This window comes from Nodosilinea sp. FACHB-131 (assembly GCF_014695395.1).
Classification (GTDB): domain Bacteria; phylum Cyanobacteriota; class Cyanobacteriia; order Phormidesmidales; family Phormidesmidaceae; genus Nodosilinea.
In genome coordinates this window covers 384,530-411,333 of the sequence record NZ_JACJOF010000027.1, presented here as the reverse complement: position 1 = coordinate 411,333, position 26,804 = coordinate 384,530, and the positions used below count along the sequence as shown (strand labels likewise).

General features: G+C 56.3%; 20 protein-coding genes. 7 read left to right on the top strand and 13 right to left on the bottom strand.

Going from position 1 to position 26,804, the window contains the following annotated elements; translation table 11 throughout:
- Positions 1–256: 256 nt before the first annotated feature.
- From H6F75_RS18215 to H6F75_RS18205, 3 genes are all read left to right on the top strand, one after another.
- Positions 257–3,631, top strand: a complete 3,375-nt coding sequence (locus H6F75_RS18215; RefSeq protein ID WP_242020112.1) for a tubulin-like doman-containing protein — start codon at positions 257–259, stop codon at positions 3,629–3,631.
- A 205-nt stretch (positions 3,632–3,836) separates the two neighbouring features.
- Positions 3,837–5,396, top strand: a complete 1,560-nt coding sequence (locus H6F75_RS18210) for an ABC transporter substrate-binding protein (RefSeq protein ID WP_190753859.1) — start codon at positions 3,837–3,839, stop codon at positions 5,394–5,396.
- A gap of 46 nt (positions 5,397–5,442) precedes the next feature.
- Positions 5,443–6,459, top strand: a complete 1,017-nt coding sequence (locus tag H6F75_RS18205) for a hypothetical protein (RefSeq protein WP_190753858.1) — start codon at positions 5,443–5,445, stop codon at positions 6,457–6,459.
- Between the two features lie 4 nt (positions 6,460–6,463).
- On the opposite strand, the gene H6F75_RS18200 is transcribed toward H6F75_RS18205, so the two are convergent.
- Positions 6,464–8,395, bottom strand: coding sequence for a lipase family protein (locus H6F75_RS18200; protein ID WP_190753857.1), 1,932 nt, complete (start codon positions 8,393–8,395; stop codon positions 6,464–6,466).
- A 405-nt stretch (positions 8,396–8,800) separates the two neighbouring features.
- Between H6F75_RS18200 and H6F75_RS18195 the strand changes: the two genes are divergently transcribed.
- The 3 genes from H6F75_RS18195 (at position 8,801) to rpsU (ending at position 9,808) form a co-directional block, all read left to right on the top strand.
- Entirely contained in the window at positions 8,801–9,004 is a 204-nt protein-coding gene (locus H6F75_RS18195; RefSeq protein WP_073608159.1) for a hypothetical protein, read from the top strand.
- A 169-nt stretch (positions 9,005–9,173) separates the two neighbouring features.
- Positions 9,174–9,473, top strand: coding sequence for an RNA-binding protein (locus H6F75_RS18190; RefSeq protein ID WP_190753856.1), 300 nt, complete (start codon positions 9,174–9,176; stop codon positions 9,471–9,473).
- 146 nt (positions 9,474–9,619) lie between these two features.
- Entirely contained in the window at positions 9,620–9,808 is a 189-nt protein-coding gene (gene rpsU, locus H6F75_RS18185) for a 30S ribosomal protein S21 (protein WP_073608157.1), read from the top strand.
- A 4-nt stretch (positions 9,809–9,812) separates the two neighbouring features.
- Here the strand turns inward: rpsU and bioF are convergent, their stop codons facing one another.
- From bioF to H6F75_RS18155, 6 genes are all read right to left on the bottom strand, one after another.
- Positions 9,813–11,006, bottom strand: a complete 1,194-nt coding sequence (gene bioF / locus H6F75_RS18180; RefSeq protein ID WP_190753855.1) for an 8-amino-7-oxononanoate synthase — start codon at positions 11,004–11,006, stop codon at positions 9,813–9,815.
- A gap of 10 nt (positions 11,007–11,016) precedes the next feature.
- On the bottom strand, positions 11,017–11,724 hold the full coding sequence (locus tag H6F75_RS18175) for a glutathione S-transferase family protein (protein ID WP_190753854.1): 708 nt from the start codon (positions 11,722–11,724) through the stop codon (positions 11,017–11,019).
- 58 nt (positions 11,725–11,782) lie between these two features.
- Positions 11,783–12,295, bottom strand: a complete 513-nt coding sequence (locus H6F75_RS18170; RefSeq protein ID WP_199303996.1) for a TetR/AcrR family transcriptional regulator — start codon at positions 12,293–12,295, stop codon at positions 11,783–11,785.
- A gap of 264 nt (positions 12,296–12,559) precedes the next feature.
- Positions 12,560–12,982, bottom strand: a complete 423-nt coding sequence (locus H6F75_RS18165; RefSeq protein WP_190753853.1) for a VOC family protein — start codon at positions 12,980–12,982, stop codon at positions 12,560–12,562.
- Positions 12,983–13,008: 26 nt separating this feature from the next.
- Complete coding sequence (gene glgB / locus H6F75_RS18160) at positions 13,009–15,303, bottom strand: 1,4-alpha-glucan branching enzyme (RefSeq protein WP_190753852.1); 2,295 nt, start codon at positions 15,301–15,303, stop codon at positions 13,009–13,011.
- Between the two features lie 121 nt (positions 15,304–15,424).
- Positions 15,425–15,721 (bottom strand): hypothetical protein, encoded by a 297-nt coding sequence (locus H6F75_RS18155; RefSeq protein WP_190753851.1) that lies wholly within the window; start codon positions 15,719–15,721, stop codon positions 15,425–15,427.
- Positions 15,722–15,880: 159 nt separating this feature from the next.
- Here H6F75_RS18155 and H6F75_RS18150 point away from each other — a divergent pair, with 159 nt between their 5' ends.
- Positions 15,881–16,573 (top strand): pre-peptidase C-terminal domain-containing protein, encoded by a 693-nt coding sequence (locus H6F75_RS18150; RefSeq protein ID WP_190753850.1) that lies wholly within the window; start codon positions 15,881–15,883, stop codon positions 16,571–16,573.
- A gap of 242 nt (positions 16,574–16,815) precedes the next feature.
- On the opposite strand, the gene H6F75_RS18145 is transcribed toward H6F75_RS18150, so the two are convergent.
- The 6 genes from H6F75_RS18145 to H6F75_RS18120 all read right to left on the bottom strand — a co-directional run bounded on the left by H6F75_RS18145 (position 16,816) and on the right by H6F75_RS18120 (position 26,581).
- Entirely contained in the window at positions 16,816–17,577 is a 762-nt protein-coding gene (locus tag H6F75_RS18145; protein ID WP_190753849.1) for a phycobilisome rod-core linker polypeptide, read from the bottom strand.
- Between the two features lie 144 nt (positions 17,578–17,721).
- Entirely contained in the window at positions 17,722–19,122 is a 1,401-nt protein-coding gene (gene fumC, locus H6F75_RS18140; protein WP_190753848.1) for a class II fumarate hydratase, read from the bottom strand.
- Positions 19,123–19,262: 140 nt separating this feature from the next.
- Positions 19,263–20,102, bottom strand: coding sequence for a PEP-CTERM sorting domain-containing protein (locus H6F75_RS18135; RefSeq protein ID WP_190753847.1), 840 nt, complete (start codon positions 20,100–20,102; stop codon positions 19,263–19,265).
- A 190-nt stretch (positions 20,103–20,292) separates the two neighbouring features.
- Entirely contained in the window at positions 20,293–21,480 is a 1,188-nt protein-coding gene (locus H6F75_RS18130) for a DNA double-strand break repair nuclease NurA (RefSeq protein WP_190753846.1), read from the bottom strand.
- A gap of 534 nt (positions 21,481–22,014) precedes the next feature.
- Positions 22,015–23,223 (bottom strand): ferrochelatase, encoded by a 1,209-nt coding sequence (locus tag H6F75_RS18125; RefSeq protein ID WP_190753845.1) that lies wholly within the window; start codon positions 23,221–23,223, stop codon positions 22,015–22,017.
- A 175-nt stretch (positions 23,224–23,398) separates the two neighbouring features.
- Positions 23,399–26,581, bottom strand: coding sequence for a hybrid sensor histidine kinase/response regulator (locus tag H6F75_RS18120; protein ID WP_190753844.1), 3,183 nt, complete (start codon positions 26,579–26,581; stop codon positions 23,399–23,401).
- Positions 26,582–26,804: the final 223 nt, after the last annotated feature.

Genomic DNA, 26,804 nt, shown 5'->3' with positions numbered 1-26,804 from the left:
GCTGAGACAAGCTGCCTATACCCCCAGGCTTAATCTTTTTTTAGGACGGCGATCGCATCGATAGTCCCCCTCCGTTGGCTGACTAACTTATCTACTGATAGAGTGTTGCGCCACTATGCTTGGGTTAACCTGCGATCGCCGCGGTGTCTCCCAGGCTGATTGTCAACTTTTACTAAGCTCGTGCGGAACGCCCGTAATTTCACGGAAGTTACCTGGGAAACCTAACTGGCAGTAGCCCTCCCTCGGTGCCCCACCTATGAGCGAATATACAGGCATGACCCCCACCGTCATCATTGGCGTCGGGGGAACTGGCAAAGAGATCCTGATCAAAATTCGCCGCATGATCGTGGAGCAATATGGCTCCCTCGACGCCCTGCCAATCGTCTCGTTTTTGCACATTGACACCGAGCAAAACGCCAAGGTTTCCGAAGCCCAGACGGTGCTAAAGCAGGATATTTCTCTGCGACCGATCGAGCAGGTGTGGGCCAAGGTCGAAGATGCCAAGGCTATTCTCAACAAGCTGTCGGCTTACCAATACCTAGACGAATGGTTCCCCAGCGAACTCAAGGGCACCGACTCGATCTTGTCTGGGGCTGGCCAGATTCGCGCCCTGGGGCGGTTTGCCTTTAGCCTCAACTATCCGCTGATTAAGGACTATTTCACCAAGGCCAAGGGGCGCATCGTCGGCCATGAAAAATTCATGCTCGATCGCTGGAAGGTGCAGCTCGACAAGGGCATCAACATCTTTGTGGTCTGCTCCCTCTCCGGCGGCACCGGTTCCGGCATGGTGATGGATCTGGCCTACAACCTGCGCGACTGGGTGCCGGTATCAGAACTGCCGCAGACCAGCGCTTTTTTGGTACTACCGGGGGCCTTTTCGGGCCTGGGCGATCGCGTCATCGCCAACGCCTACGCCGCCCTGATGGAGCTTAACCACTACAGCCGGGGCGATACCCGCTTTGACGCTCAATATAGCGACAGCCAGAGCGATCGCATCACCGCCCAGAGCGGGCTTGACGTGCCCTTCAACTTCACCTACCTGGTGGGCAACAGCAACGACAAAGTCACCTTCCCCACCCTGGGTGACGTGCTCGAAATGGTGGCTCAGAACGTTTTTCTCGACTTTAGCTCCGGCTTTAGCCAGTACAAAAAGCTGGTGCGCGACAACGTGCGCAAGCACTGGGCCAGCCCCGACGCCCTAGGCTACCCGCAAAATTTCATGAGCTTTGGCCTCTCCAGCATTCAGTTTCCGGTCGAGCGGGTGCTAAACGCCTGCTCAGCCCGCCTCGCGGCCAAACTGGTGGACTGGTGGAGCAACCCGACCCCAGCCCCGGCGGCGATGTCCGACCTGATTCGCACTGAGATCCTCCCCGGCCTGTTTCTGGCGGAATCGGAGCACGACCACCAGGTGATCGACAGCATCAGCATGGGTGACAACAAAAAGCCCTACGCCAAGGAAGTCGCCGACTGGGTGGCGGGGGTGCGCAAGTGCCGCAACGATCTGAATATTCCCTTTGAAAATCTCCAGCGATTTATCTCCAACGAGCAGGAGAAATACGCTCCCCACTTCAACGACACCGGCACCGACCCCAAGCGCTGGAGCGACTACTTCCAGAAAATGTGGGACAACCTCACCTGGCTGATCCCCGAGAAGCGCAAGGAACTGCGGGCCGCTGTCTATCAGATGGTGGAAGATCGCTTCCGGGGGCCAAAATTCACCCGGCAATTCTTGGAAGTCTTAATTGAGGTGTTTGCCGACTTTCGCAGCAGATTTGATCAAGATCGGCAGAAACACTGGCTACCGCGCGAGCGATCGGCCCAAAACGCCCTCCAAACCCTGCTGAAGCAGATCGACGATCATGCCAAGCAGATGATGATGCTCAACCGCAAGAAAGTCATTGAAGACGACTTTCAAGGCATCATGCAGGCCCTGGAGCAGATCTATGTCTCTAAAGTCGAGGTTAAAGCCCGCACCCTGGGGGTAATGCTGCTCGACGGCCTGCGCGAAGAAATTGACCAGCTGTTGGTCGATCTCACCGCCTTTGAGACGGTACTGAGCAACGTCCAGGTCGAACTGAAGGATAAAGAGCGAGTCTACACCCGGGAGACTGGCGGCCTGACGGTCAACGGCATTCTGCTCTACGACGAAAAGGAAATCGACGCCGCCTACCGCAAAACCGTCGCCGACCAGGAAGAAACCCTCTGCCAAACCCTTTCCCAGCAGGTGCTCGAAGAACTGCGGGTGCGCCTGTTTGACCTCTATCCCTATGACGCCCTCAAGACCAAAGACCTCTACGAACGCCTACTGGGTCAGGCGATGGATGTGTTTCGCCGCCGCAGCCAGCTCGATATCTCTACCGCCCGCAAATTTCTGGAGCAGTACCCTACCGTCGAGATGCAGGAGGCCCAGATCAAAACCACCTTCGAGAAGTCGGAAGCCTTTTTGCGCCTTAGCCAGGAGCAGAAGAAGCTGGGCTGGGACGACAAGCTAGAGAAATACCAAAAGCTGGTTGGCATCCAGGGCGGCAGCAAGCCTACGGATCCGGCGGTCTCGGCCCTGCTGCCGATGATTCGCAAAACCAGCACCGTCACCGACAAAGAAATTCGCCCCCTCAACGACCCTTACCACATCTACTTTGTGCAGGAGACGGGGGCTTTTCCCTTACGGCTGATTGAGGGCATGGAGCGGATGCGATCGCTCTACCGCGCCGTCAGCCAAGCCGACCACAACCCCCTGCACACCCACCAAGACTACCGCCAGTTTGGCGACGTGATGCCTGAAACCAGCAACGAACGCCAGGCTCGCTACAACCTGATGCTGGCCAACGCCTTGGGCCTAGTTCGCCAGGAAGACAACCGCGTCACCGGCTTCGCTGAGGTCAAATTTACCTACCGCGACAAGCTCACCGGCTTCGACAAAACCGAAGTCATGGGAGACACCTGGGAAGAGGCCGAGGACTTCCTGCTCACCGACCAAAACCGGCGACTGGCCGAAACCCTGGATGGAGCGATTCGCGCCATTGGCGAACAGGCCGCCACCAAACCCCAAAAACAAGCCCTCTACACCCAGGTGATGACCTACCTGCAACAGCAGGAGCAAACGATTCCAGGCGGCTCCGACAGCGAGGATTACAAGCGCATTCAGGCCGCGATCTCCAACTTTGTCACCACCCACCGCCTCTTCATCCCCACGGATGCGCCCGCCACTCCCTCACCCGCCATACCCATTACCTCCCCATCTTCCTCACCCTCCCCATCTCCCCTCCCTGCCCCCCCTCCCCCCTCCCTCGACTCCGAGAACATAGCCAAATACGCCAAGCTAGTCGAAACCTGCTACCGGCGCGGCAATCCCTCGCCCACGGAGCTAGAACTGCTGGAAAAATTTCGGGTGAAGTATGGAGTTTCGGTGGCTGATGCCAATGCGATCGCTGCCCAATTTCTGCCCCAAAACACCATCGAGCAAGCCGCCGCTGAGTATGCCCTGATGTTCCGCGCCTTCCTCGACAACGACAGCGAGATTGACCTAGAAGAGCAGGCCCAACTGCTCGACCTTCAAGAAGAACTGGGGCTCACTAACGAGCAGGTTGCCACCATCGAAGACAACGTGCGCGCCGAAATAAATCGACCGTAGGAAGAAAGTTCTGAGTTTTGAGTTCTGAGTTTTGAGTTCTTGGATGCCGTATGTTGGGTTAGCGCGTTAACAGAACCCAACGGAACCCTCTCTGGTGTTGGGTTTCACTCCGTTACACCCGCCCTACCTGACTTCTTGTACTCAAAACTCAACACCTAAAACTTAAAACTTCACTCCCCACCCATCCACCCCCTACCCATTCGCCATGACCGACAGCTTCAACCATGTCACCTGCCCCAAGTGCGGCTACGAAGAAAACTCCACCACAGCCCAGAAGTGTGAAATCTGCGGCCAACCGCTGAAAAAGAGCAAGTCTATCGCTCCGCTGATTGCTGGGGTTGGGGCACTTATCTTTCTAGCAGCGCTGGGTTTCACGGGCTACAACGCCTTTGTGCGTAAGGATGCGCCGCAGTCGCCAACGGCGGTGCAAACTACCCCCACAGATCCTGCCGCTGATGCCGACACGACGTCTACCGCCGCTACACCGACGACCACCCCAGGCCAGCCTGCTGATGTGACGAATGCTCTGAGCTGGGGCGATCGCGTCCTCTTTACTGATGCTCCCAACCCCGATATGCAAGCTGGGGCTGCTGCCTACGCCTCGGGCGACTATGCCACTGCCGCCGCGCGGTTTGAGGCGGCCCGCAACGCGGTTCGCAACGACCCCGAAGCGTTGATCTACCTCAACAATGCGCGGATTGGGGCTAATCCTGCTTTGGGCATTGCTGCGGTAGTACCCGTTGGCGACAGCCCCAACACCGCCCGCGAGCTGCTGCGCGGCGTGGCCCAGGCCCAGGATGAGGCAATCAAGGCCGGCACCCCCGTGAAGGTGCTGATTGCTAACGATTACAACAATGCCGGTCAGGCTGCCGCGATCGCCAACGCTTTAGTCCAAGACCCCAATGTCGTTGGCGTGATTGGCCACGGCACCAGCACTACGACCCTAGCCGCTGCCCCCGTCTACCAACAGGGCCAGCTGCCCATGATCTCTCCCACTAGCACCACCACAGAGCTGACCACAATACCTAGGGAGGGCGGCAACTTTGTTTTTCGGGTGATTCCCAGTGACCAGTTTACGGGCACTACCCTGGCCCGCCACATGCTTACCTTGGGTAAGAGCAAACCCATCGTCTACTACAACTCCCAAAGCTCCTACAGCAAGTCGCTGCAAGACGCGTTCTCCACTACCCTGGGCCTAGAAGGGGGACAGGTAGCCAAGCTGGTCGATTTATCCCAGGGCAATCCAGCGGCGGAGTTGCAGGGCAGCGGGGCCGATGCTGTGGTGCTGCTGCCCGACTCGGCCACCTTTGATGCGGCGATCGCCGTCGCCCAGCTCAACAATAGCCAGCTGCCGGTGCTCGCTGGCGACGCTTTCTACCGCATCGACGCTCTGGAAAAGGGCGGGGCCAGCCTGACGGGCACCGTGGTCACCGTGCCCTGGCATCCGCTCAAATCGGCCCCACCCTTTGCTCAGACTGCCTCTGGCCTCTGGGGCGGCGATGTCAACTGGCGCACCGCCCTCAGCTACGACGCGTTTCAGGTGTTGAGTTCAGCCCGCACCGTGGGGAATGTGGCTCCCGACAGCGGCACCTCAGGACGAGCTGCGCTCGGTCAGGCGTTGACCACCCAAGGGTTCTCCGCCAATGGATCCACAGGGGCAATCAACTTCTTGCCGTCGGGCGATCGCAATACCACCGTCCTGCTGGTCGAGGTTAAACCCGGTACCCGCTCAGGCACCGGCTTTGACTTCGTGCCGCTGCCCTAGCCAGCACCATGTACAAAATCCAACCTATGAGACCTTAATCGCCATCATGCACTATCGATCAAGACATTGGGTCAAGCATCTGGCTATAGCGTTCTTTCTTGGGGGAGCGGGGATAGTGCTGGGCCAGGCAGCCTTGGCCCAGACCTGGGCTGCGGCTAACCTGTCAGCATCGGCAGGGGTGCGCAATCTTTGGCTAATTGCAGGCCTACTATCGCTGTGGCTGTTTGTGCCTTTGATCGCCACTGTTATCATTTCGCTGCTGGCCTTTCGAGTGTCACCTACGGAGGGTGTAGAAGCTTCTGGGGAAAATGTAATCAAGGTGCTGCCGGGTCTCAACTTCAAAGCTCGGGGGCCGACTGCAACCTTTATCATCTTGATCGGCCTCAGCTCCCTAATTGTGTTGAGCCAGATCGGCAATGTGATCGCCCCCATCAACAACGATTTTGAGTTGAACAAAGTCAAGCAGATTCTAGTCGATCACGGCATTATTGATTCCACCGATGACCAGTTAGCCGGACTCAACCTAGACGGCACCCTGGGACTGCTGAACACCTATATCACTGAGACCGACCGGGGCCTCAACCCCTGGACCTTGAGCACCAAGGTGGGCCTCTACCGCCCTGATTCTTCCAGCCCTAGTTTGATGTCGGACTCCGAGGTGCGGCGCATTGTCAATGAGAGAACTCTCGAGGTGCGGGTAGAGTCGGTGCCCAAAGTCGAGCCGCCCTTTGGCACTAACGTGGTAATTGAGAAACTGCTGTACTTTCCCATTGGGGCTAAAACCACCGCCGATATTCAGCGGGCGATCGAAGACAGTAGCGATGGAGTCAATCTGGGCTTTAGCGTCGTCAGGCCGGGAGATTCATACCACTTTAAGCAGGCTGCCAATCTCAAGGGCATGAGCCTGAGCGGGCAGCTTGATTATCAGTCATCGAGTGAGGGGCAGGGGCCACCAGCCATTTGCGATCCCAGCCAAGAAAAACTCACTCTGTCAATTAACTTTCAAGATCGCCGGGTGTGGTTGGGCCCCTGCGTGCTGCTTGACTACGAACCCGCCTCTTGACAAGTTAGCCATCGGCTCGACTCTGCCGCGCCCGCATGCGCTCCTTCATACCCTCAACAAAGTCGCCGCTGATCATGCCCTGCTCAATTTCGAGCTTGACCTCTTCTTCCTCGCGATCGAGCGCCTTTTGCAGGTTGGCCACGTAGAACTCCATCTTGTGGTCATCTACGGCATCGGGGGTGCCGGAGGTGACAATGGCGTGAATCATGCCAAACAGCCGGTCAGGGAAGCGCTGGGTCATAAACGACTGGCGGCGCAGGTTGCCAGAGTTGTTGAAGTAGCGAAACTGGCCCATGTGGCCGTACACCCGCGTCGGCACCCAGGGAATAATCTGCGGCGGAATCATCGGCACGATGTCATTGTTGTTGGCGTAGCGGACGATGCGATCGCCCATCCGCGCATTCATGTAGTTGACTAGCTTCCAGTCGGCTACCCGGGGCTGGCCAAAGGTATAGAGCCCGCTAACCTCAAACCCCTGGGTTTCTAGGGAAATAGTGGCCACTGCCGCCAGGGCACCGCCCAGGCTATGGCCGGTCACCCACAGCTTAGTTTCCGGGGTTCGCCACTTTTTCAGGTAGTAAACCACCTGCTTTTCTACACTTTGCCAGGCGTCTAAAAAGCCGCGGTGGACTCGACCCGTCGGCGGTACGGCCTCTTGATCGGCCAGCACCGTAAATTCTTTCAGGCGAATTTTGAGGTTCGTTTTCCAGTCGCTGAGCTGCTGGGTGCCCTTAAACACCAAAATCAGGTTGTTGTCTCGCCGAAATATAAACGCCTGAGTGTCGGTGAGGCGCATGTCGAGGTACATAAAATTGTCGCGGATATCGCGGATGCTGGCTTTTTCGCCCTCTTGTAGCCAAGTTTTAAGCACCTCGACCACATACTTGCTGGCGCTGAGCTGCTGCCAGCGGTTGTCGATGTCATCGCTGAGCCACAGCCGCGAAATATCGGTGACATAGTCGCGGTCTTCATAGACCAGATGGGCGGCTTTAGCCAGGCAGAGGGCGCGGTAAGTGTCGTACTTGCCCTCTTCTAGCTCAATGCCGCTAAAGTCGTGGGTGCTGTAAGGGGGCGGCAAAATCTTAAAGCCAAAGCGCTCAAACAGCTTTTGTACCCGTCCGTAGCCCGCCCAGTAGATGTAGTGAAACAGCTTGTCGTAGAACCCAGAGCCACCCTTGCGCCGGTAGCGGCGATCGCCAATCAAGTTGATCCAGTAGATGATGAAGGGCTTAATCTCCTCGGCCGTCACTAAGCCCGACTCGATCATGGTTTCGAAATACTCTAGACCGCCGAGAAATGATTCAAACCAGTCGCGCAGGGTGATCTCAATGATGAATTCTTCGCTGTCGTACCGCTGCACCAGCTCCAAGGCTTTGGGGGAAAAGGTGTTTTTCTGACTGGCTCGGTGCTTGAGCTCATCGAGGCCATTGCGCATCTTGACCATCTGATCGTGCGATCGCAGCGCCCGCCGCAGGCGATGGTCAGTAGCTTCAAAGCTAATCAGCCGCCCATCTTCGGGGTGTTTGATATAAAATATGCGGTACTCTTCGTAGTCGAGAATATCCAGCACGTTTTTGACTGGCTCGCGCTCACGAAAGGCCTTCACTTCCTGGCGAGCTAACTCTACCCGCTGCCAGCGGCGCTGCTGTTGATAGACATGCAGCCAAGCCAGAGCAATAAACGCGCCGCCTGCCAGGCTCAAGCTAGCCAGCAAGAGGGCTGGGGAGATGCTCGCCATCATTCTCAACGGCGATCGCAGCAGGCGCCTCGGTAGGCTCTGAGCAATGAGAACCTCTTTTTGAATGTCTAATCCTGTTGTCAGCGCTGGCGTTGCCGTCGGTACTGGTGCGATCGCCCCCAGGGTCTCACCGACTATTGCGCCCGCGCTCAAGCTCAGTGAGACCCCAAAAACCAGAAAAAACCGACGAATCGCCATAGTTACGAGCCACCCAGTCCCATTGCTGCCCCGATGCTACCGAAAAATTCTCTGAAAACTCTCTGGATACCCGCCGTCTCTGACCTTCAGCGCCAAATTGGCTGCTCTGTCCCTAAAACTAGCCAACTGAGCAGGGCTGGGTCTCTCCAATACAGGTAAGCAATCCCTAGGAGCAGGAGTAGCGTTGCTCCCAAAATCCCTAGGGGCCAGCGGGGCTGAGCGTCGGGGGGTAGGCCCATGACAACCTCGATCGCATTTTGCTAACTCTACCCTGGTCTAGAGCAGCCCCAAAGAAATTCTCTACACAACGGCTCGACGACGGCGCGAGCGCAGGTTGTTACAATTTTTAAGGGCTCTTTAAAGCAAATTTTGCCCTAACGCTGACGTTATGAGGCTAAAAAGACAATGGCAATTAATTGCGCAGTAGACTGTAAAGACGGCTGTGTGCTGGGGAACGACTGCCCCAACCTGAAGTACACCGACGAAGCGTCAAAATTTATTTCTGACACTCCCCTTGATAAGATGCTTGAAATGGCCGACGAGGCTGTGCGGCGCAGAATGATGGAGCGTGCCTCACGGCCGCCTAAATGGGTACTGCCGGAGGATTAGACAACTCTGGCAGACAGTTTGCGATCGCCCCATACTGGTCACAAGGTAGCCCTGTGCTATCGTGTGACAAGCAAGTTGTTAGTTGCATTACCGGCTTGGCTTAGTCCTTAGTTGAGTACATCTCCTTGATAACTTTCTACTCCTTCTCTCTCTATTTGGAGATGTATCCATGTCGATTTACGTAGGGAATTTGGCCTTCAGCGCCACCCAAGACCAAATCACCGAGGTCTTTGCTGAATATGGTGCTGTCAGCCGGGTTAGCCTGCCCACCGATCGTGAGACCGGTCGTCCTCGTGGCTTTGCCTTTGTCGAAATGGAAAGCGAAGCCGACGAAGACAAAGCCATCGAGGCCCTCGATGGTGCTGAGTGGATGGGGCGCGACCTAAAGGTCAACAAAGCTCGCCCCCGGGAGTCCCGTGGTGGCGGTGGTGGCGGTGGTGGCGGCGGCTGGAACAACAGCCGTCGCTAGGCAACTAGGTATGGCCAAGGCCCTTGGCCATACCTCAGCCTGCGGGCTTTCGAAGTAGGGTATCGCGCTCAGCGATACCCAGTGGTTTTAGGCTGACGCTACTAGAGCGCTGCTTTACCCGCGTTAGCAAATTTTTAGGAGAACTAATGGCCCAGGTTGTATTGGGAGAAGACGAAAACATTGAATCGGCCCTACGACGCTTTAAGCGCAAGGTGGCTCGGGCCGGCATTTTTTCGGATATGCGAAAGAATCGCCACTTTGAAACCCCGATCGAAAAGAAAAAGCGTAAGACTATCGCTCGCCAGAAGCAGCGGCGTTGGGGTTCAAAGCGCTAAGCGCTCAACCCTGATTCAGAGTCTGTAGTCCAGTAATCAGCTGATGCAGGTGATCGGGCTTATGGGTAGCCATAACCGTAATTCGCAGGCGGCTTGTGGGCACTGTGGGCGGGCGTACGGCTGCCACCCATAGCCCAGCTGACTGTAGGTACTGGCTAGCCTTCAAAATATCTCCTGCTGACGAACCTTCCAGGCAAATAATAGGCGATGCCGAAGGCAACCGCCTCAGCCTCAGGGAGACTGCTGCTGGCTCTGTCAAGATTTGATCAATTCGTTGAACCAAGTGATTCACCTGGTGCCAGAGTACTTCGCGGCGCCAGGTTTCTTGCTGAATAATCTTCACCGCCGCTAGGGCTGCCGCTGTGTCCGCCGGCGATAGACCCGTAGTGTAAATCCAGCCGGGGGCGCGGTTGCGGATAAAGTCGATGAGCACAGCAGATCCAGCTACGTAGCCCCCGAGGCTGCCCAGAGCTTTGCTGAGGGTACCAACGGTGACTAAAGGACGTTCGGTGCAGCCCAGGTGCTCTACAGCCCCTGAACCGCGGTCGCCAAATACTCCTGTGCTGTGGGCCTCATCCACCAATACCATTGCGTTGTGAGCCTCTGCTAGGTCAAGAATGGCCGCCAACAGGCACAGATCACCATCCATGCTGAACACACTGTCAGTAGTAATCAGGCAGCGGCGATGGCGATCGCGGTGCAGCTTCAGCAATTCTTCCAGGTGGGCAACGTCACCATGGCGATAGTCTAGGGCAGTGGCACCGCTAACTTTGCCCCCCGATTTGAGGCTGGAGTGGTTGTATTCGTCACCCAAAATTAGGTCTGGGCTGCCGACTAGGGCGGCAATCGCTCCCATATTGGCCAGATAGCCCGAGCTAAAGACGACCGCATCTTCAGTGCCCTTGAGAGCGGCGATCGCCCGCTCTAGCTCCCCATGCAGCTTTCGGTGGCCGCTGAGCAGCCGCGAGCCGGTGCTGCCAGTGCCGTAGGTCTGGATAGCGGCGATCGCTGCCTCCGCTAGCCTAGGATCGCTGGCTAGCCCCAGGTAGTCATTGCTGGCGAAGTTGATCAGGGTTTGCCCCTGCCGCTGCACGACGGCTCCGGTCATACCATCAACAGCCGCTACTGTTCGATAGCGGTGGGCCCGGTGCAGGGCGGCCAGAGATTTATCCAGCCAAGCGTAGGGGTTGGTGCCCATAGACGAGTGATTACATCGTTAGACTTTGCTGCGACAGCGCGGTCATTCGCTGATGGCGACGGCGCTGCCAAATTTTAGGAATGACGCGCATGCGGCGTTTAAAGGTGCTCCATTCCTCTGCGCTCAGCGCGATCTGCTGCCAGGATGGTCGAGCCAGCAGCCGTTCAGACCAGTGACTTAACCGAGGATAATCGGTCAGCGCAACTCCCAGATCCGGTACCTTGTGGACTATAGTTCCAGCAACGATTTCTGCAAAAGTGAATTGCTTGCCCGCGAAATAGCAGCCGTCGCCCAGCAAATTCTCCAGAAAACCCAACGTATTTTTGATCCGTAGCTGAGCATATTCTATCTCAGCCGATTTCTGGTCCGATCGCTGGTTATCAATCAGCAGCTTAAAAACTCCTGGCAGCAGTTCGTTGAGCGTCAGCATCTGCACCATGCGAACTTTGGCCAGAGCGGTTGCATCCTTGGGCAACAGCGCTATATCGGGATAGCGGGCTTCTAGATAATCCAAAATCGCCATCGACTCAATAACGCGAAAATCGCCGTCTTCTAGGACCGGCACATGGCCAAAGGGGTTAACAGCCAAAAACTCAGGCTCAAACTGCTTGCCGCTTAAATCGACTGTTACCAATTCAAAGGGCAACTGCTTTTCAATCAAAGTGAGCCACACCGGGCGAGCATAAACAGATGGTCGGGCGTAGTAGAGCTTCAGCATGGGCACGGTTCCTTATAAGACCATGAAAGACCGATCGGTCTGTTTTGACGCAAAAAAATTAGCTGGGTGTTGCTAGCTGTTGAATATAGGTTCTTAAATGGGTTAGAGCCTGTTCTAAATAGGAGGGGTCGTCATATAGCTTACTGAGCATAATGCCTCCCTCAATGGTGGCAATCAAAATCGTAGCTACTGTTGCAGCATCTACGGTGGGTTGCAGCTCACCGCGGGCAACGCCTTTGTCGACAATGCGCTCAATCAGCGATCGCCAAGCATCCATCGCTATCTGCGTTTGCTTTCGTAACGCCGGGTGGGCATCATCGCTCTCCACCGCTGTATTGAGGAGTGGACAGCCACCCTGAACCGGCGGATCCTCCAAAAACCGTTCATAAACACTAAGTATGGCCATTAACCTGTCTACGGCGTGGCGCTTACCTTTCAGAGCCCCCACAAATAGCTGCTGAACGCGCTGAACTGCGAAGACAAAGGCCTCTAAGGCCAACTCATCTTTGCTGCGAAAGTGGTTATAAATACCCCCCTTTTGCAGTCCTGTCACCCGCATCACATCAGACATCGACGACCCAGCGTAGCCCTGTTGGTTAAACAGGGCTACGCTGGGTCGATGATATGCGCCTTGGTAACTTGGGCTTTTGACATCCGAAAAAGACTGATCGGTCTGATTCGGACTACCAGCAACTTCTAAAGAGGGCAAGGGTTAGCTACGGCGTAGAAACGTAGCCCTACCGATTGAAGCGACATCCGAAGACGTTGAACGTTCTTGTCTGTACAGCTGTTGTGATGCCGATCGAGTTAATCCTGGGAAGGTACCTTGGAGCGCTCAATCCGGCGCTGCCCACTGTGGATTCCAGACAATCTCCCAAAGGTGGCCGTCTGGATCCTGGAAGTATCCCGCGTAACCCCCCCAAAAGGTCTCTTGGGGTGGCTTGACGATGGTTGCACCGGCGGCGATGGCTTGCTCCATAACAGCATCGACTTCTGCTCTAGAGGCCACGTTGTGCCCTAACGTGAACTCTGTCGAACTGGGTGCGCCCCGCAACAGCCCTGTGTCATGGGCAATGCTCTCGCGGGGCCAGAGGGCAAGTCTTAGGTCTGACTGAAGATCGATGAAGACAACGGCTCCATGCTCAAACTCCTGGCCCACAATCCCGGCTGTTGAGAGGCCTAGGCCATCTCGGTAAAACTGCAGCGATCGCTCCAAATCATCCACGCCAAGGGTGATAACAGTAATGCGTGGTTGCATAGGGACCTCGACCAGCTAACTCTCGGTTATTGACCTGATAGAGCTTTCTGAGTTTCTTCCGAAGTCAGCTTCAGCACAATCACTCCCAGCGGTGGCAGAGTCAGATCCAGCGAGTAGGGGCGGTTGTGAAAAGACCAATCCTCAGACCATTTACCGCCCAGATTGCCCATATTGCTGCCGCCAAAGTCGCGGGCATCGCTGTTGAAGAGCTCTCTGTAGTAGCCCTGTTCGGGCACACCCACGCGGTAATGGCTATGGGGCTGGGGCGTAAAGTTGCACACCACAACAACAAACTCATCACTGCCCTTATCGCGGCGAATAAAGGCCACCACGCTGTGGCGGTTGTCGCTACAGTCAATCCACTCAAAGCCAGCTTGGTCAAAGTCTTGGGTAAACAGAGCCGGTTCACTGCGGTAAAACTCGTTGAGCTTACCCATAAAGTGCTTAAGGCTGGCGTGGGCCTGATGCTGAAGCAGGTGCCATTCCAGGTCGCCCCAAACATTCCATTCGCTCCACTGACCAAACTCCATGCTCATAAATAGGGTCTTCTTGCCCGGGTGCATGAACATGTAGGTGTAGAGGCAGCGCAGGTTGGCAAACTTTTGCCACTCATCCCCCGGCATTTTGCCCAGCATATTGCTCTTGCCGTGCACCACCTCGTCGTGGGACAGCGCCAGCATGAAGTTTTCAGTGAAGGCGTACCAAATGCTAAAGGTGACGTTGTTCTGGTGGAACTGGCGGAACCATGGATCCATGTTGAAGTAGTCCAACATGTCGTGCATCCAACCCATGTTCCACTTGAGGTTGAAGCCTAACCCGCCCACGTAGGTAGGCCAGGAGACCATCGGCCAAGCAGTCGATTCTTCTGCGATCGAGAGCACCCCAGGGAAGTAGGTAAACAGCACATGGTTTACCTGGCGGAGAAAGTCTGCCGCCTCAATATGTTCGCAGCCGCCATAGTCGTTAGCCACCCACTCCCCATCCTTGCGGAAGTAGTTGAGGTAGAGCATGGAAGCTACAGCATCTACCCGGATCCCATCAATGTGGTACTTTTCAAACCAGAAGATGGCGTTGGCCACCAAGAAGTTGCGCACCTCATTGCGACCATAGTTAAACACCAGGGTGCCCCACTCCTTGTGCTCGCCCTTGCGGGGGTCAGCATGCTCGTAGAGGTGGGTGCCGTCAAAGAATGCTAAGCCGTGGCCATCTTTGGGAAAGTGGCCTGGCACCCAGTCGACAATAACGCCAATGCCGTTGGCATGGCACTGATCGACAAAGTACATAAAGTCTTCGGGCGTTCCGTAGCGAGAGGTGACGGCGTAATAGCCGGTGACCTGGTAGCCCCAGGAACCATCGAACGGGTGCTCAGCAACGGGCAGTAGCTCGATGTGCGTGAATCCTAGTTCTTTGATGTAGGGGATCAGCCGATCCGCTAGCTCTCGATAGGTAAGGAAACGAGCTCCGGGCTTGAGCTCAGCTACCGTAACGACCGGTTCTGGACTGCCATCGGGGCGCAGGGCAGGGCTAGCCGATGACTCGTGCAGCCAGGAACCAATGTGCAGCTCATAGATAGAGACTGGCTGGGTTAAAGGCTCGGTCTGGCGACGCTTTTCCATCCAATCGGCATCTTGCCAGGCGTAGCTGTCTAGATCGGTGACAATAGAGGCAGTTTTGGGCCGAATTTCTTGCTGAAAGCCGTAGGGGTCGGACTTTTCGTAAATGTGACCGTCGTAGTTTTTAATTTCGTACTTGTAGTGGGTGCCAACGTCTAACCCAGGAATAAATAGGTCCCAGATGCCGTTAGAGAGGCGGCGCATCTGGTGTTTGCGGCCATCCCAGTAGTTAAAATCGCCCAGTACCGATGCGTTGCGAGCGTTAGGGGCCCACACGGCAAAATACACGCCAGTGACGCCTTCGACTTCAGTGAAGTGCGCACCTAGCTTTTCGTAAATGCGGTGGTGGTTGCCTTCGCTAAAGAGGTGGATGTCGAAATCGGTGATAGCACGGGTCTTAAAGGCGTAAGGGTCATAGATGACGTGGACATGGTCACCGATAACGTATTTGAGCTGGTAGTTAGCCAGATCTTGAACCTGCAGCACACATTCAAAGAAGTGAGGGTTATGGTTGGGCTCCATAGGCACTTCTTTATGCTCTTCTGGCAGTACTACCCAGGCTTTCTCAGCCTGAGGTAAATAGGCTCTTACGGCCCAGACCGTTTGACCATCTTGCTGCACCATGTGCGGCCCTAAGATTTCGAAGGGGTCATGGTGCTGGTTCCAGACGATCCGGTCAATCTGCTCAGCGTCAACGGTTGCAGGCATGTTATTAAAGGTCCACAGGGGGATATAGACGGTCTATGTAAATTTACTATCTGCGGAATAGAGTAACAAAACTTAGCGATTTCCACAGGGAAATTTTCGCGTATCTTGGTTTATTTGGCCCCTACCGTAAGAAAGGGAGAATGGGCTTAAGGAGACGCCTTAGCTGCAAAAGTTTAATCAGTTCAGCAATATCAGGGTTAACCACGGTCTCGGTGTTGGGGTCGCGCAGATGCTCTTGCAGAGCAGCGTAGTCTGCGGCAGAAAGCGGCTCTCCGTCAAGGGGCGATCGCGCCTCCGTAATTACCTCTGTGCGTAAAATTTCTTCGGGAATGTCATCGGGAGGCGGCAGTGCTAGGGCACGCTCCCCTAGGACGGCCATCATTCCTAGACAGGTTAATACGCAGTACAGACGGGGCATAGGTAGGCTAAGTAGCATGGCTCCAGTATTACCATAGCCTGCTGAGACACCGCTAATGGTTCCGTAGGCTAGGTCGGCCTTGTGTTAGGCTGCATGGCAGATTTGTGTGTTCGTTGTTTCTCCAAGGGAGGTTGCATGGGTTTTCTACGGTTGTTTCCTGTGGGAGTAGTCGCGCCTGTGGCCTTGGTAGGGCTGCTGGCTGGCCCGGCAGCGCTGGTTGCTCGCGCCGATACCGTGCTAGAAGAGGCGGGCACCATCTATCCGGCAGAGTCTACCTATACCTTCGAGGGCACAGCCGGACAGGTGATGACGATCACCTTGGCCAGTGAGGACTTTGATCCAGTGTTGTCGTTGACAGGGCCTGACGAGGCCGAAATCGCGACTAACGACGATTTTGGCGGCACTTTAAACTCAACCATCATCGTCGAGCTGCCTGAAGACGGTACCTACACTGTGGTAGCTCGATCATTTTCAGGTCAGGGTGGCGACTATGACCTCGTTGTGCGCACCTCTACCGAATTTGAGGTGACCTATGCCGAGGCCGAGGCCCTGGCTCTGGCCGAAGACTACTCCGGCGCCATTGCTGCCTACACTGAAGCGATCGCAATTGACCCAGATCAATCATCGGCCTACCTAGGGCGGGCCCAGGCCACCTTAGGGCAGGTGTATGTGGAGCAAGGCGATTCAGTAGAAGGGCCAGAAGACATCCCTTTAGAGGCAAGAGAGTCAGTGATTGCCGATTTTGAGCAGGCCGCTACCCTGTTTGAGGCGAATGGGTCTGAAGACTGGGCCGCTTCTCTACGAGAGCAGGCCGAGGTGCTGCGCAATGCCGAGAGCCCACAACCACAATAGGTAAAACTCTTCAGCAACTTTTCCGGACGGAGTCTCGTCTTGGTGAAAAGGTGAATGGTAGATGCACCCTGAAAAGTCCCACTGGCAATAGCCAGGGGATTTTTTTTGCCCATGCACCCCGTTTTGAAAGAGCTCCTGACCAACGGACCTATCAAGCTTGGACAAAAAAAGGGATGCCAGCCGTAGCTCGCATCCCCAATGGTGTTCTAGAAATATAGCCAGAAGGCTATTGCTGAACCTAGTTACGACGACACTTTGCGGTAGGGCACAGCAGTGGCGATGTTGATGTCGCTGGTGGATACGCGAGCGGGTGCCGCACCAGTGGCTCCAATGCTGCGGGCCATACCTAGGAAGCCCTGAGGATTGCCAGCGGTAACCTTCTTCTCCTGGGGAACGTAGCGCTTGACTTGAGACTGCCACACAATCTGAGGGAAGCCCAGTTGGTTGCGGTGGTAGGTGTCGTAGCGGGGGTTCTTGATGTGGATGGGGCGCTCGCCTTCGGGGCGACCGGGCAGTACCCGGCGCTTTTGATAGGGCACGGTGTTGTAGCCAAAGCTGGTGAGGTACTCTTCGCTGTCGAGTAACTCATCGACTAGGCCTTTAATGCCCTTGTTGGCCACGACGATAGACCAGGCAATTTTTTCGCGATCGCTGTATACATCGCGGCCCAGAATTTTCTGGACGCAGTGCTCAACGAACTTGTAGTTGCTGTTCTTCTCGTAGAAGCTGCTGTAGAAGGTCGGCGACAGCGCCAGGCCACGAATAAAGTCGCGCACGGTAATTTGACCGTTGCGCAGCTGCGATTCCAGAAAGGTCTGGCGATCGCACTTAAAGGCGTGGAAGAAGATCTGCCGATAGGCTGCCGTAATCAGCGCATCCATATCGCTGGTATCGTACAGGTCATCGGTGGAGAAAATTCTGGGCTGTTCGTCGCCGCCAATTTCGTAAGCCGCAACGCGCTGATTTTGACTGGACGGGGAATAGTTTAGTAACGGAAGAGACACGTTTGAATCTCCAGAATCTTAGGAAAATTTACAAACTTTAAGGATGATCATACGGGAATGGCTGCCGCGAACCTGAGCATCCTGAGCAAATCAACATAGTCCTTAACATTCCACAGGTGTGGACACTGTAGCGGTTGCTGTGGCTCAAGGATGGGTCATGCGGCGGGGGACAATCAGCCGATCAAACTCCGATTCTGAGACATGGCCTAGGGCCAGGGCGGCCTGCCTCAGGGTGAGGTCGTGCTCAAAGGCGTGGTGGGCAATCTGGGAGGCTTTGTCGTAGCCAATGGCTGGGCTCAGGGCGGTGACCAGCATCAGCGACTGCTGCACGTACTGGTCGATCTTTTTGAGGTTAGGGGTCATGCCAGCGACCAAGAACTCAGTGAAGTTGTGGCAGCTGTCGGCCATTAACCGCACCGATTGCAGCAGATTAAAGATCATCATCGGCTTATAGACGTTCATCTCCAGAGAGCCGCTGGCTCCGGCAAAGGCTACCGCTGCGTCATAGCCCATGACCTGCACCGCCACCATCGCCAAGGCCTCGCACTGAGTCGGATTTACCTTACCCGGCATAATCGATGACCCCGGCTCGTTTTCCGGTAGCTGCAACTCCGCGAACCCAGCTCTCGGACCACAGCTCAGCAGACGAATGTCGTTGGCGATTTTATAGAGCGATACCGCCAGGGTTTTGAGCACGCCGCTGGCCATCACCACAGCATCGTGGGCACCCATGACGGTGAACTTGTTGGGGGCGCTGACGAAGGGTAGTCCAGTGATGGCAGCAATGTGTTCGGCGGCAGATTCAGCAAAGCCTGGCCCAGCATTGATGCCGGTGCCGATCGCCGTGCCCCCCAGAGCCAGCTCGTACAGCCCTGGCAGGCAGCCCTCGAGGCGTTTCAGGTTGTCGTTGAGCATGCCCACATAGCCAGAAAACTCTTGGCCTAGGGTGAGCGGTACGGCATCTTGCATGTGGGTGCGACCAATCTTAACGATGTCGCTCCAGGCCTGGGCTTTTGCATCCAGGGCATCCCTCAACCGGGTGACGGCGGGGCTTAGGGTGTGAACGAGGGCCTGGGCGGCGGCGATGTGCATGGCTGTGGGAAACACATCGTTGGATGACTGAGACATATTGACGTGGTCGTTGGGGTGAATGGGGGTTTTGCTGCCCATCTCGCCGCCCGCCTGCTCGATCGCCCGGTTAGCGATTACCTCGTTGACGTTCATGTTGCACTGGGTGCCACTGCCGGTCATCCACACGTGCAGCGGAAAGTGATCGTCGAGGGTACCGTTGATAACTTCATCTGCGGCCTGCACAATCAAGTCAGCTTTTTCCCGGGGCAGTTTGCCCAGGTCAGCATTCGTTAGCGCTGAGGCTTTTTTGGCGATCGCGATCGCATGCACCACCTCCAACGGCATTTTGTCTTTGCCAATGGAAAAATAGCGAATCGATCGCTGAGTTTGGGCTCCCCAATAGCGATCGCTGGGCACGGCGATCGCCCCCATGCTGTCAGTTTCCTGGCGGGTGTGTGGTGTCGGTTCAGCCATTGACGGTATTTCCCAGCGCACTATTCTCCGATTCAACCATAGGGCAAAGCCTTTAAGCGCCTTTCAATAGAAAAGCTCCGACGACATGGGTAAGTCACCGGAGCACTGTGGGCAATTTTTAGACGTTGAGACCAGCTGACCTAACCCTGCTTTTTGCGGGCTAGCCCGGCGGCGCTGAGGCCCACCAGTACTAGGGCAGCGGTAGAGGCTGGTTCTGGCACAGTGGTGTTGGGTTCTTCGGGGGTGAGGCCTTTGGCGACGAAGAACGAAGCGTGGGACAGGTCTTTTTGATCAAAGGTGGCCCAGGTGCCGCTGTTGAAACTGGTGCTGCTGTCGAAGTAGTAGGCTGTGTAGGCGTTACCAGCCTTGAGACTGACCACAAAGGGACTGGTCACGGTCTCAGCTAGGCTCCAGGTGCCACTGCCTTTGCCGGTTTGTACCCAGCTAAAGCCATAATCATTCGGCCCAGAGGAGTTGCGCCCACCTTCATACTTGCCATCGAACACCCAGCCGTCCCCCAGGGTACTGTCAAGAAAGGCGGTGAGGTTAGCCGCGATGCCGCTGCTGACATCGTTGCCCGATGACGTCATGCACTGGCTGTAGCTGAGGGAAGACCCGCCCGCCAGAGGATTACTGGTCACCGAACCGCCAGAACAGGCAAAAGCAGAAGTCGGCTGGCTAGTGGTCGTCGCAGGGGGAGCTATGGTAGTGGTCGTTGCAGGGGGAGTTGTGGTAGAAGCAGCATTACCGTTGCCATTGCTATTGCCATTAGCCTTGGCTGGTGGAGTAAAGTCAGCCGGCGGAGTGGAACTGGCTGGTGGAGTGGTGGTAGCAGGTGGAGTGGTGGTAGCCGGCGGCTGACTGGTTTGATTGCCTTTCCCATTGCCGTTGCCGTTAGCTTTGGCTGACGCTTCGGGAGCCATCGCTCCTAGCAGGCCCACTAGCGCTAGGGCAAATCCTAAGGTTTTAAAAGTTTTCATGCAGGGCAAATCCTTCTTAAGTAGGCACTGTAGGCAGTAGCCATAGACGAAAGGGGGCGTTTGCGTCTGATGGTCTCTCCGAGACAGATATGGGTTTTGGGTGTACTTCTTTACTAAAACACTCTCCGTAAGAGAGTGTGTAGGTCAAATTACGGAGTTTGGGAGTGGTTCACAAAGACTTTATAGTGAGCTAGCGGCGGCGCTGTTTGCTGACCATTTTGCGGGAGAGCCTCAGATTGATCGCTTCGCGATCGGCCCAATCTTGCAGCACGCGCAGAAAAATGTGTTTGTCTTGGCCCTGAAGTACGGCGGTTTGGTCGGCGGTTTCAATGCTGTAGGGGTAGCCGCCGCCAATAATCACTTCGCCTCTCACCCAGTTGAGGTATTGAGTGATGTGGCCACTTTCCCACATCCACCGGGGCATTTCGAGCCGCACGGGGTGACCGTCACGGGTAGTTTTGAGATAGGTAAAGGCGATTTGATCGCCGTAGTCGTTGTACTGGTCTAAAACGCCGCCGCGATCGCACTGAAACACGGCGCTGCGATCGCCCCACTCCATCAGCCGCGCCAGCAGTTGGGCGTCGTGAATGCCCTCGGTGGCCTCTAGCCCATAGACGTGGTGCAGCATTGTGGTCAAGTCGCGGGCGTAGGAAGTATCCACATAGCCCACCAGGGGGACGCGGCGGCGATCGCTGGCCTCTAACAGCGAGAGAATAGACTGCACGTAGGCAGTTTGGCTCTCCTGGTCAAAGGCTTCAGCAAAGGTGACCACCAGAGCCCCGTCGAAAAATACCAGCGTGCGCTCTGGGTCTTGGCAAGCGTTAATATATTCGACCAGCCGCGCCACCTCCATTTGAAAGCGGCGAATGTTGACGCGGCGCTCTACGGGCTGAGCTGGGTTTGGCCCCAGCTCAGCAGGGGTCATAAGATCGACCCGCACATCTTTTTTGTAGGGACGGGTGGCGCTGTGGGGGTTCTCAAACCAGCCAATTTGCAGCAGCGCAATTGGGATAGAAATATCTTTGCCAGGGGAGATTTGGGAGCCATCCACCGCGAAGGTGGTGATGTCTTCTAGCACGGTCTGCACCCACTGGGCGCTCTGTTCGCGGTTCGTCCAGCGATCGCTCACCGGGCCAGATTCCGTGAAGAAAAACGGCAAAATGCCTTTTTCAGCGGCGATCGCCTCTAGGGGACGGGCTCCCACCGGCCCGGATAGGTTATCTAATTGAGCGAGCTGCCTGTTGTGTGGCAGGGCGGCAAACTCAATCCACGCTCGGTTGTAGGCGTGCATCAGCTCAAACTTAGCCCGACTGAAGGCGCTAAAGGCATCTCGCTTTTGGTCGAGCAGGGCTTTAATTTGGCTGGAACTCACTGGCATAACCCATCCATTGCTGAGAACACCTGTATTAACGGCTGATTCTAGCGGGTTTGCTGTGGCTTTGTCACGAAGGGTCTTTGGGTAGTAGCGATCGCTGACTACAAATACCTACCTGCGATTGATGTTAGATTGCATTGAACCCGTCTGCTGCTTGCGGGCGATCGGACGCAGTGAAGCCAAAAATGCTCGCTCCAAAGTTCAGTATTCTTAACCATGTCTAGAGCAATGGTCCCCAGGCAGTCTAGAGATAGAGCAATCAACCTCAAAAAACTATGGCCCTCAAGCTTTATCTGTTGGCATCGCTGATGGTTTTTCTTCTGGCTATTAGCTCATTCTTAAATGACCCGTCAAACCCCAAGAGCCGCCTGAGCAGCTGGGCGTTTTTAGGGTTGGCTGTGGCGCTTAGCCCGATTACTTTGCCCAATATGGTAATGAAGCGGATAGGCAAGTCTCGCCCATCCGCCTCTATGCGCGTGTCGTCATCTAGAGCCTGAAATGATGCTTTCGCTTCAGGCGCCAGAGACAAACCCGGTGCTAGTGGTGATGATGACCGTGATCATGGCTGTGACCGTGATCGTGTCCGGGTAGATGGTGGTCGTGGCTGTGACCGTGGTGACTGTGCACCGCCGCCGCCTGAGATGCCGCCAGGGAAGGATTGATCGCTAGGGCATCTTCCTCCAGTAGATCGGCAATGTGCTTGTCGGCCCAGGTGGCCGCCATGGCTAGGAAGTCAGGGCGATCGTTGACGCAGGGCATCTGCACATAGGTCACGTCGGGGCGCTTGCGGCGCAGCCCTTCGATAATGTGCTCAACGTCCAGCAGGGTCTCATGGTTTTCGGTGGCGAAGCCGATGGGCATAAATACCAGGGCAGTGGCCCCCAGATCGATCAGGTTGCGGGCTGCTAGGTCAGCGTTAGGCTGAGTCCACTTGATCAGCGGGGTGTCGTGGTTGAGCCAGCCTACTGAAATCAATGGGTACTTGTAGATCAGGCGATCGCGCACTTTGTCGTAGAGCTTTTGGCTCTCGTCAATGCCAGAGGTAAAGCCCTTGGCCTCGTGGGGACAACCGTGGTTCATCAACACAACGCCGGTTTGGGAGGGCAGGTGGGCCACGGCTAGGTGGTCTTTGATTTTTTCTTCGACCATGGTTGCCAGCAGGTCGATATAGTCGGGGGCATCAAAGAATGAGGGGATGTAACGCGTTCCCTTGACCCAGTGCTCGGTGCCGTCGGAGAGCTTGACCAGCGCCTCGTTCACCTGTTCGATCGCAATACCGCTGGTGAAGATAGAATCGACCACCAGCAGAGGATAGATGAGGAGTTTGTCGTAACCCTCTTGCTTGATCTGCTCTAGCACTTGGTCGGGCAGGAAGGGCTTACAAAAGTTAAAGGCTTTGAACACCTTGACGCGATCGCCCCAGCGTTCCTGCAAATTAGCCTCGATGCCGGCCCGCTGGGCCTCAAAAATAGCGTTGTGGGGAGAGATAAAATTGCCGTGCTGGTGACTCCACTCATGGAGGTCGAAGGCGGCCAGCACTTTGGCCAGCGGCGGGTAAACCCAGGTGGGCACGGGGGCAAATTTTGCCGTTAGTAGGTTGAGCGCCTGCTCGTTGTAGTTGGCAAAGTCTTCGTAGCTTTCGACTTCGCCGTAGCCCATCAGCAGCACCGCTACCCGGCTATCGCTAGAGGATGATGGGTGGGAGTGAGATGCAGATGTCTGAATAACATCAGGGGTTGCAACCATAGTGCTTGCTCTTCGGAGGTGTATCTTGTACAGGCTAACATCCCCCTATAGGGGATAACATTAACAAAACCAGCAGGTTAGATAGACCTGAAGCGGTCTGTAGGTCTGAGTCAGACTGTGTGGGCATGGTACTGAAGCAGGTTACGAGCCTACTATCCCCCCAGAGGCATATCTATTAGCCAGTGACGAGGGGAGCGGCGATGCCGGTACCGATCGCTGCGCGAATTGCCGCCAAAAACTCCTGCTCTAGGTAGGGCTTGGTGAAATAGTCGGTGGCTCCCAGCTGCATGGCCAGCCAGCGGTGCTTGTCGTTGCTGCGCGAGGTTAGCATCAGGGTGGGAATTTGGACTAGGGCAGGATTTTGGCGGCGAGCAGTGAGAAACTCAAAGCCATTCATGTTAGGCATTTCAATGTCGCAGACCACCAGCTCCACGGCGGGGTTTTGCGCTAGCTGCTCTAGCCCTGCTTGGCCATCGCGGGCCTGCAAGACCCGGTAGCCCGCCCGCTCTAGGGAAAGCGCCAGAGTGCGGCGAGAGGTGACGGCATCATCAATCACTAGCACTGTGGTGGCAGCGTGTAGGGTGGTCTGGGGAATGGGGTCGGTGGGCAGCAGGGGAGCGGGTTGGTCTAAGCCTGCCTGCGGGGCATCGGTTGCAGGGCAGCTGAGCAGATCATCTAAGAACGCTTGACCGTCGATAACGGGAATGACACTGCCATCGCCCAATACAGTGCAGCCGTAGGCGTAGGCAGGCGGGCTAAGGGCTGCACCAAAGGGCTTGATCACCGACTCTTGCTCGGTGACGAGGCGATCGACTTGGATCGCAAAGTGGCGATCACCCCGCGCTAAAATCAGCACCGGAGCTTCCCAGTCAGCGGGAGAGGGCACTGCTGCCAGCACCTGACTGAGGGGCAGCTCGGGTCGCAGGCAGCGGTAGGAGAGCAGATCGCCGAGGCCGTAGACGGGCACCCGCTGGTCGCGCCAGGTCAGCCAGGTCTGGTCGGTTTCCTGTACTAGGTGCTCTGAGCGGGGCACCAAGATCTCGGTAATGCTGTCGCTGCGAAAGGCGATCGGAGTAGACCCCACAAAGCAGATCAACAGATTGACGATGCTTAATGTCATGGGCAGCGATAGGGTGAATCGGGTGCCTGCCCCCGGCGCCGACTGTACGGTAACAGTGCCCTTGAGCCGCTGCATTTGGTCGCGAACTACGTCTAGACCAACCCCCCGCCCCGACAGATCGCTAACCTGCTCGGCGGTGGAAAAACCCGGTTCAAAAAGATAGCGAGAGAGCTGGTCAGTGCTGGCGGCGCTGGCCTCCTCGGTCGAAAGCCAGTTTAAATCTACTAATCGCTGGCGCACACGCTCCAGGTCTAGGCCCCGGCCATCGTCGCTGACTTCAATGGCGATCTGGCGGCCCCGGTAGCAGGCCCCTATGGTGATCTGGCCAATCTCGGCCTTGCCCTGACGGAGGCGTTCTTCGGCGGGTTCTAAACCGTGGTCAAAGCCGTTGCGCAGCAGGTGTAGCAGGGGGTCGTAGAGCTTTTCTAGCACGGCTTTATCGACCAGCAGAGCGGTGCCTTCGAGGGTAAGAGCGGCAGGTTTGCCGTAGGTGTGAGCGAGGTCTCGCAAAACTCGGGGAAAGCGATTGAGCACTTGGCCTAGGGGCACCATACGGGCGTACATCAGGTCGTCTTGTACCTGGGAAAGCATTTTGCGGTGCTGCCCCAGCAGCTGATCGGTCTGGCGGTTGAACAAAGTAATGTCGGCGGCAGCTTCTTCGAACTGCACCATCTCTTCGAGCAGAGTTTGGGTATGGGTGTAGAGGGCCGTGTAGGTGTCCATTTCTAAAGAATCGAAGCCGGAGGGGCGGGCTGGCGCGGCGGGTGCAGCGGGGGTAAACTCGCCGATAGTGACGGGCTGACGTTGGCGATGGGGGGCGATCAAGATTTGATCAGAGACGCCTTGCAGTTGCTCTACGGTGGCGCGCACGCGCTCGAAGCGACTAACCAGTTCTTTTAGACCGAGACGGATCTGGTTGGTTTGCAGGGCCAGGCCGTTGCGGTTGATGGTGAGTTCGCCGAGCTGGTTTTCGAGTCGGGCGAGGCGTTGAGTGTCGACGCGGACGGTGAGGGGGGGAGATTGGGGGGGTGGGGAAGATGGGGAGGTGGTGGGGTGAGGAAGTGAAGTCTCATTTGGGGCTGAAACATTGCTGTCGCCCAATGTGGCCTCAGTAAATATGGCCTCAATGGCAGGTGCAGGGTTGCGGCTATAGTTGTTGGGATCGGTGAAGGGGATAGGCGCTGGGGCATCGATCGGGCTGAATTGCTCTAGCCCTGGCGGCGCAGGTTGGTCGACCTCTGTGGCTGACTGGGATTGGGTCAGCCATGCTAGGGCATCAATGTTTGAGGGCAGTTCTGCATCCCAGGTGCTGGCGATTAAATCGTCATCACCAAAAACGGATGTTAAGAACTGCTCTGAAATCGGTTCTAGGGACAGCTCTGAGTCTGGTGCTAGGGAAGAATCTGCAATTGCTGCTGGGGTTACTTCTAGGGTTGGTGTTGGGATTGGGGCCTCGGTAGCTAGGGCTTGCAGAGCAGCGGAGGGTTCGCCGCCCGTGGTTGAACTGGCAGTGAGGACGGAGGCACGACCTTGGGTAAAATCTGCCACGGCCAGGCGGGTAATTTCTGTCGCCATATCTGGGTTTACGGCTAAGGCCTGGAGAGTGGTTTCGGCAATTTGGGCAAACCCAGGCAGATCAAGCAATTCGGCAAAGCCCATGAAGATTTCGGCCTGAGCGCGCAGTTCGCCAGCGACTTCGTGGGCCTCGGGCTGCTCTAGTACGTGGCTCAGATGATCTAGCCCCTGCTGCACGTCCACCTCAAAGATAGAGGTGGCCATGTTAAACCCGAGGTCTGAGGAACTGGGGATGAAGTTCTCGGTTTCGGCCATGGCGCTGGCGAGGCGCTGCTCCAGGTTTTGCAGAATGGGTTCTGCCTGGGTCAGGGCCTGCTCTCCATCGAACGTGCCCTCGGTGAGCTGCTGGGTGAGGGGCAGCCGTAGGCAGTCGAAGGCCTGCAAGAGCTGGCTTTCTAGCTCGCTATCGATCGCCACAGTGTCGCTATAGAGGGCTTTGAATAAAGCCTCTAGACGGTGGGCCAGGGTTTTAATCGGTTCTAGCCCCACACTAGCCGCACCCCCCTTAAGCGAGTGGGCCGCCCGCATGATCTGGTGAATCTCGGCTGTGTCGCGCTGCGATCGCAGCCCCAGCAGCCCCGACTCGATGGTGTGCAGCAGCTCGGGGGCTTCTTCGAGGAAGAATTGATAGGCCTGGTCGCGGATGTGGGGAGGGGTTGGCATGGGAGGGGTGGGGAGTGGATGGGTAGGGGGTGAGGGAGATTAGGGGAGAAAGAGCCGTATCGCGGGCCAGTTGGTCGGGGCTAGAGCTATGGCCAAGTCGCTTAAGCACCGTCGTGACCCACGGATGGAGATGGGGAGTGGGGCAGGTTAATGGTGGGCAATGCCCACCCTACGGGTTTCTTAGTGGCTGCATTCCACCCATCCACCCCCTACGCCCCACCCA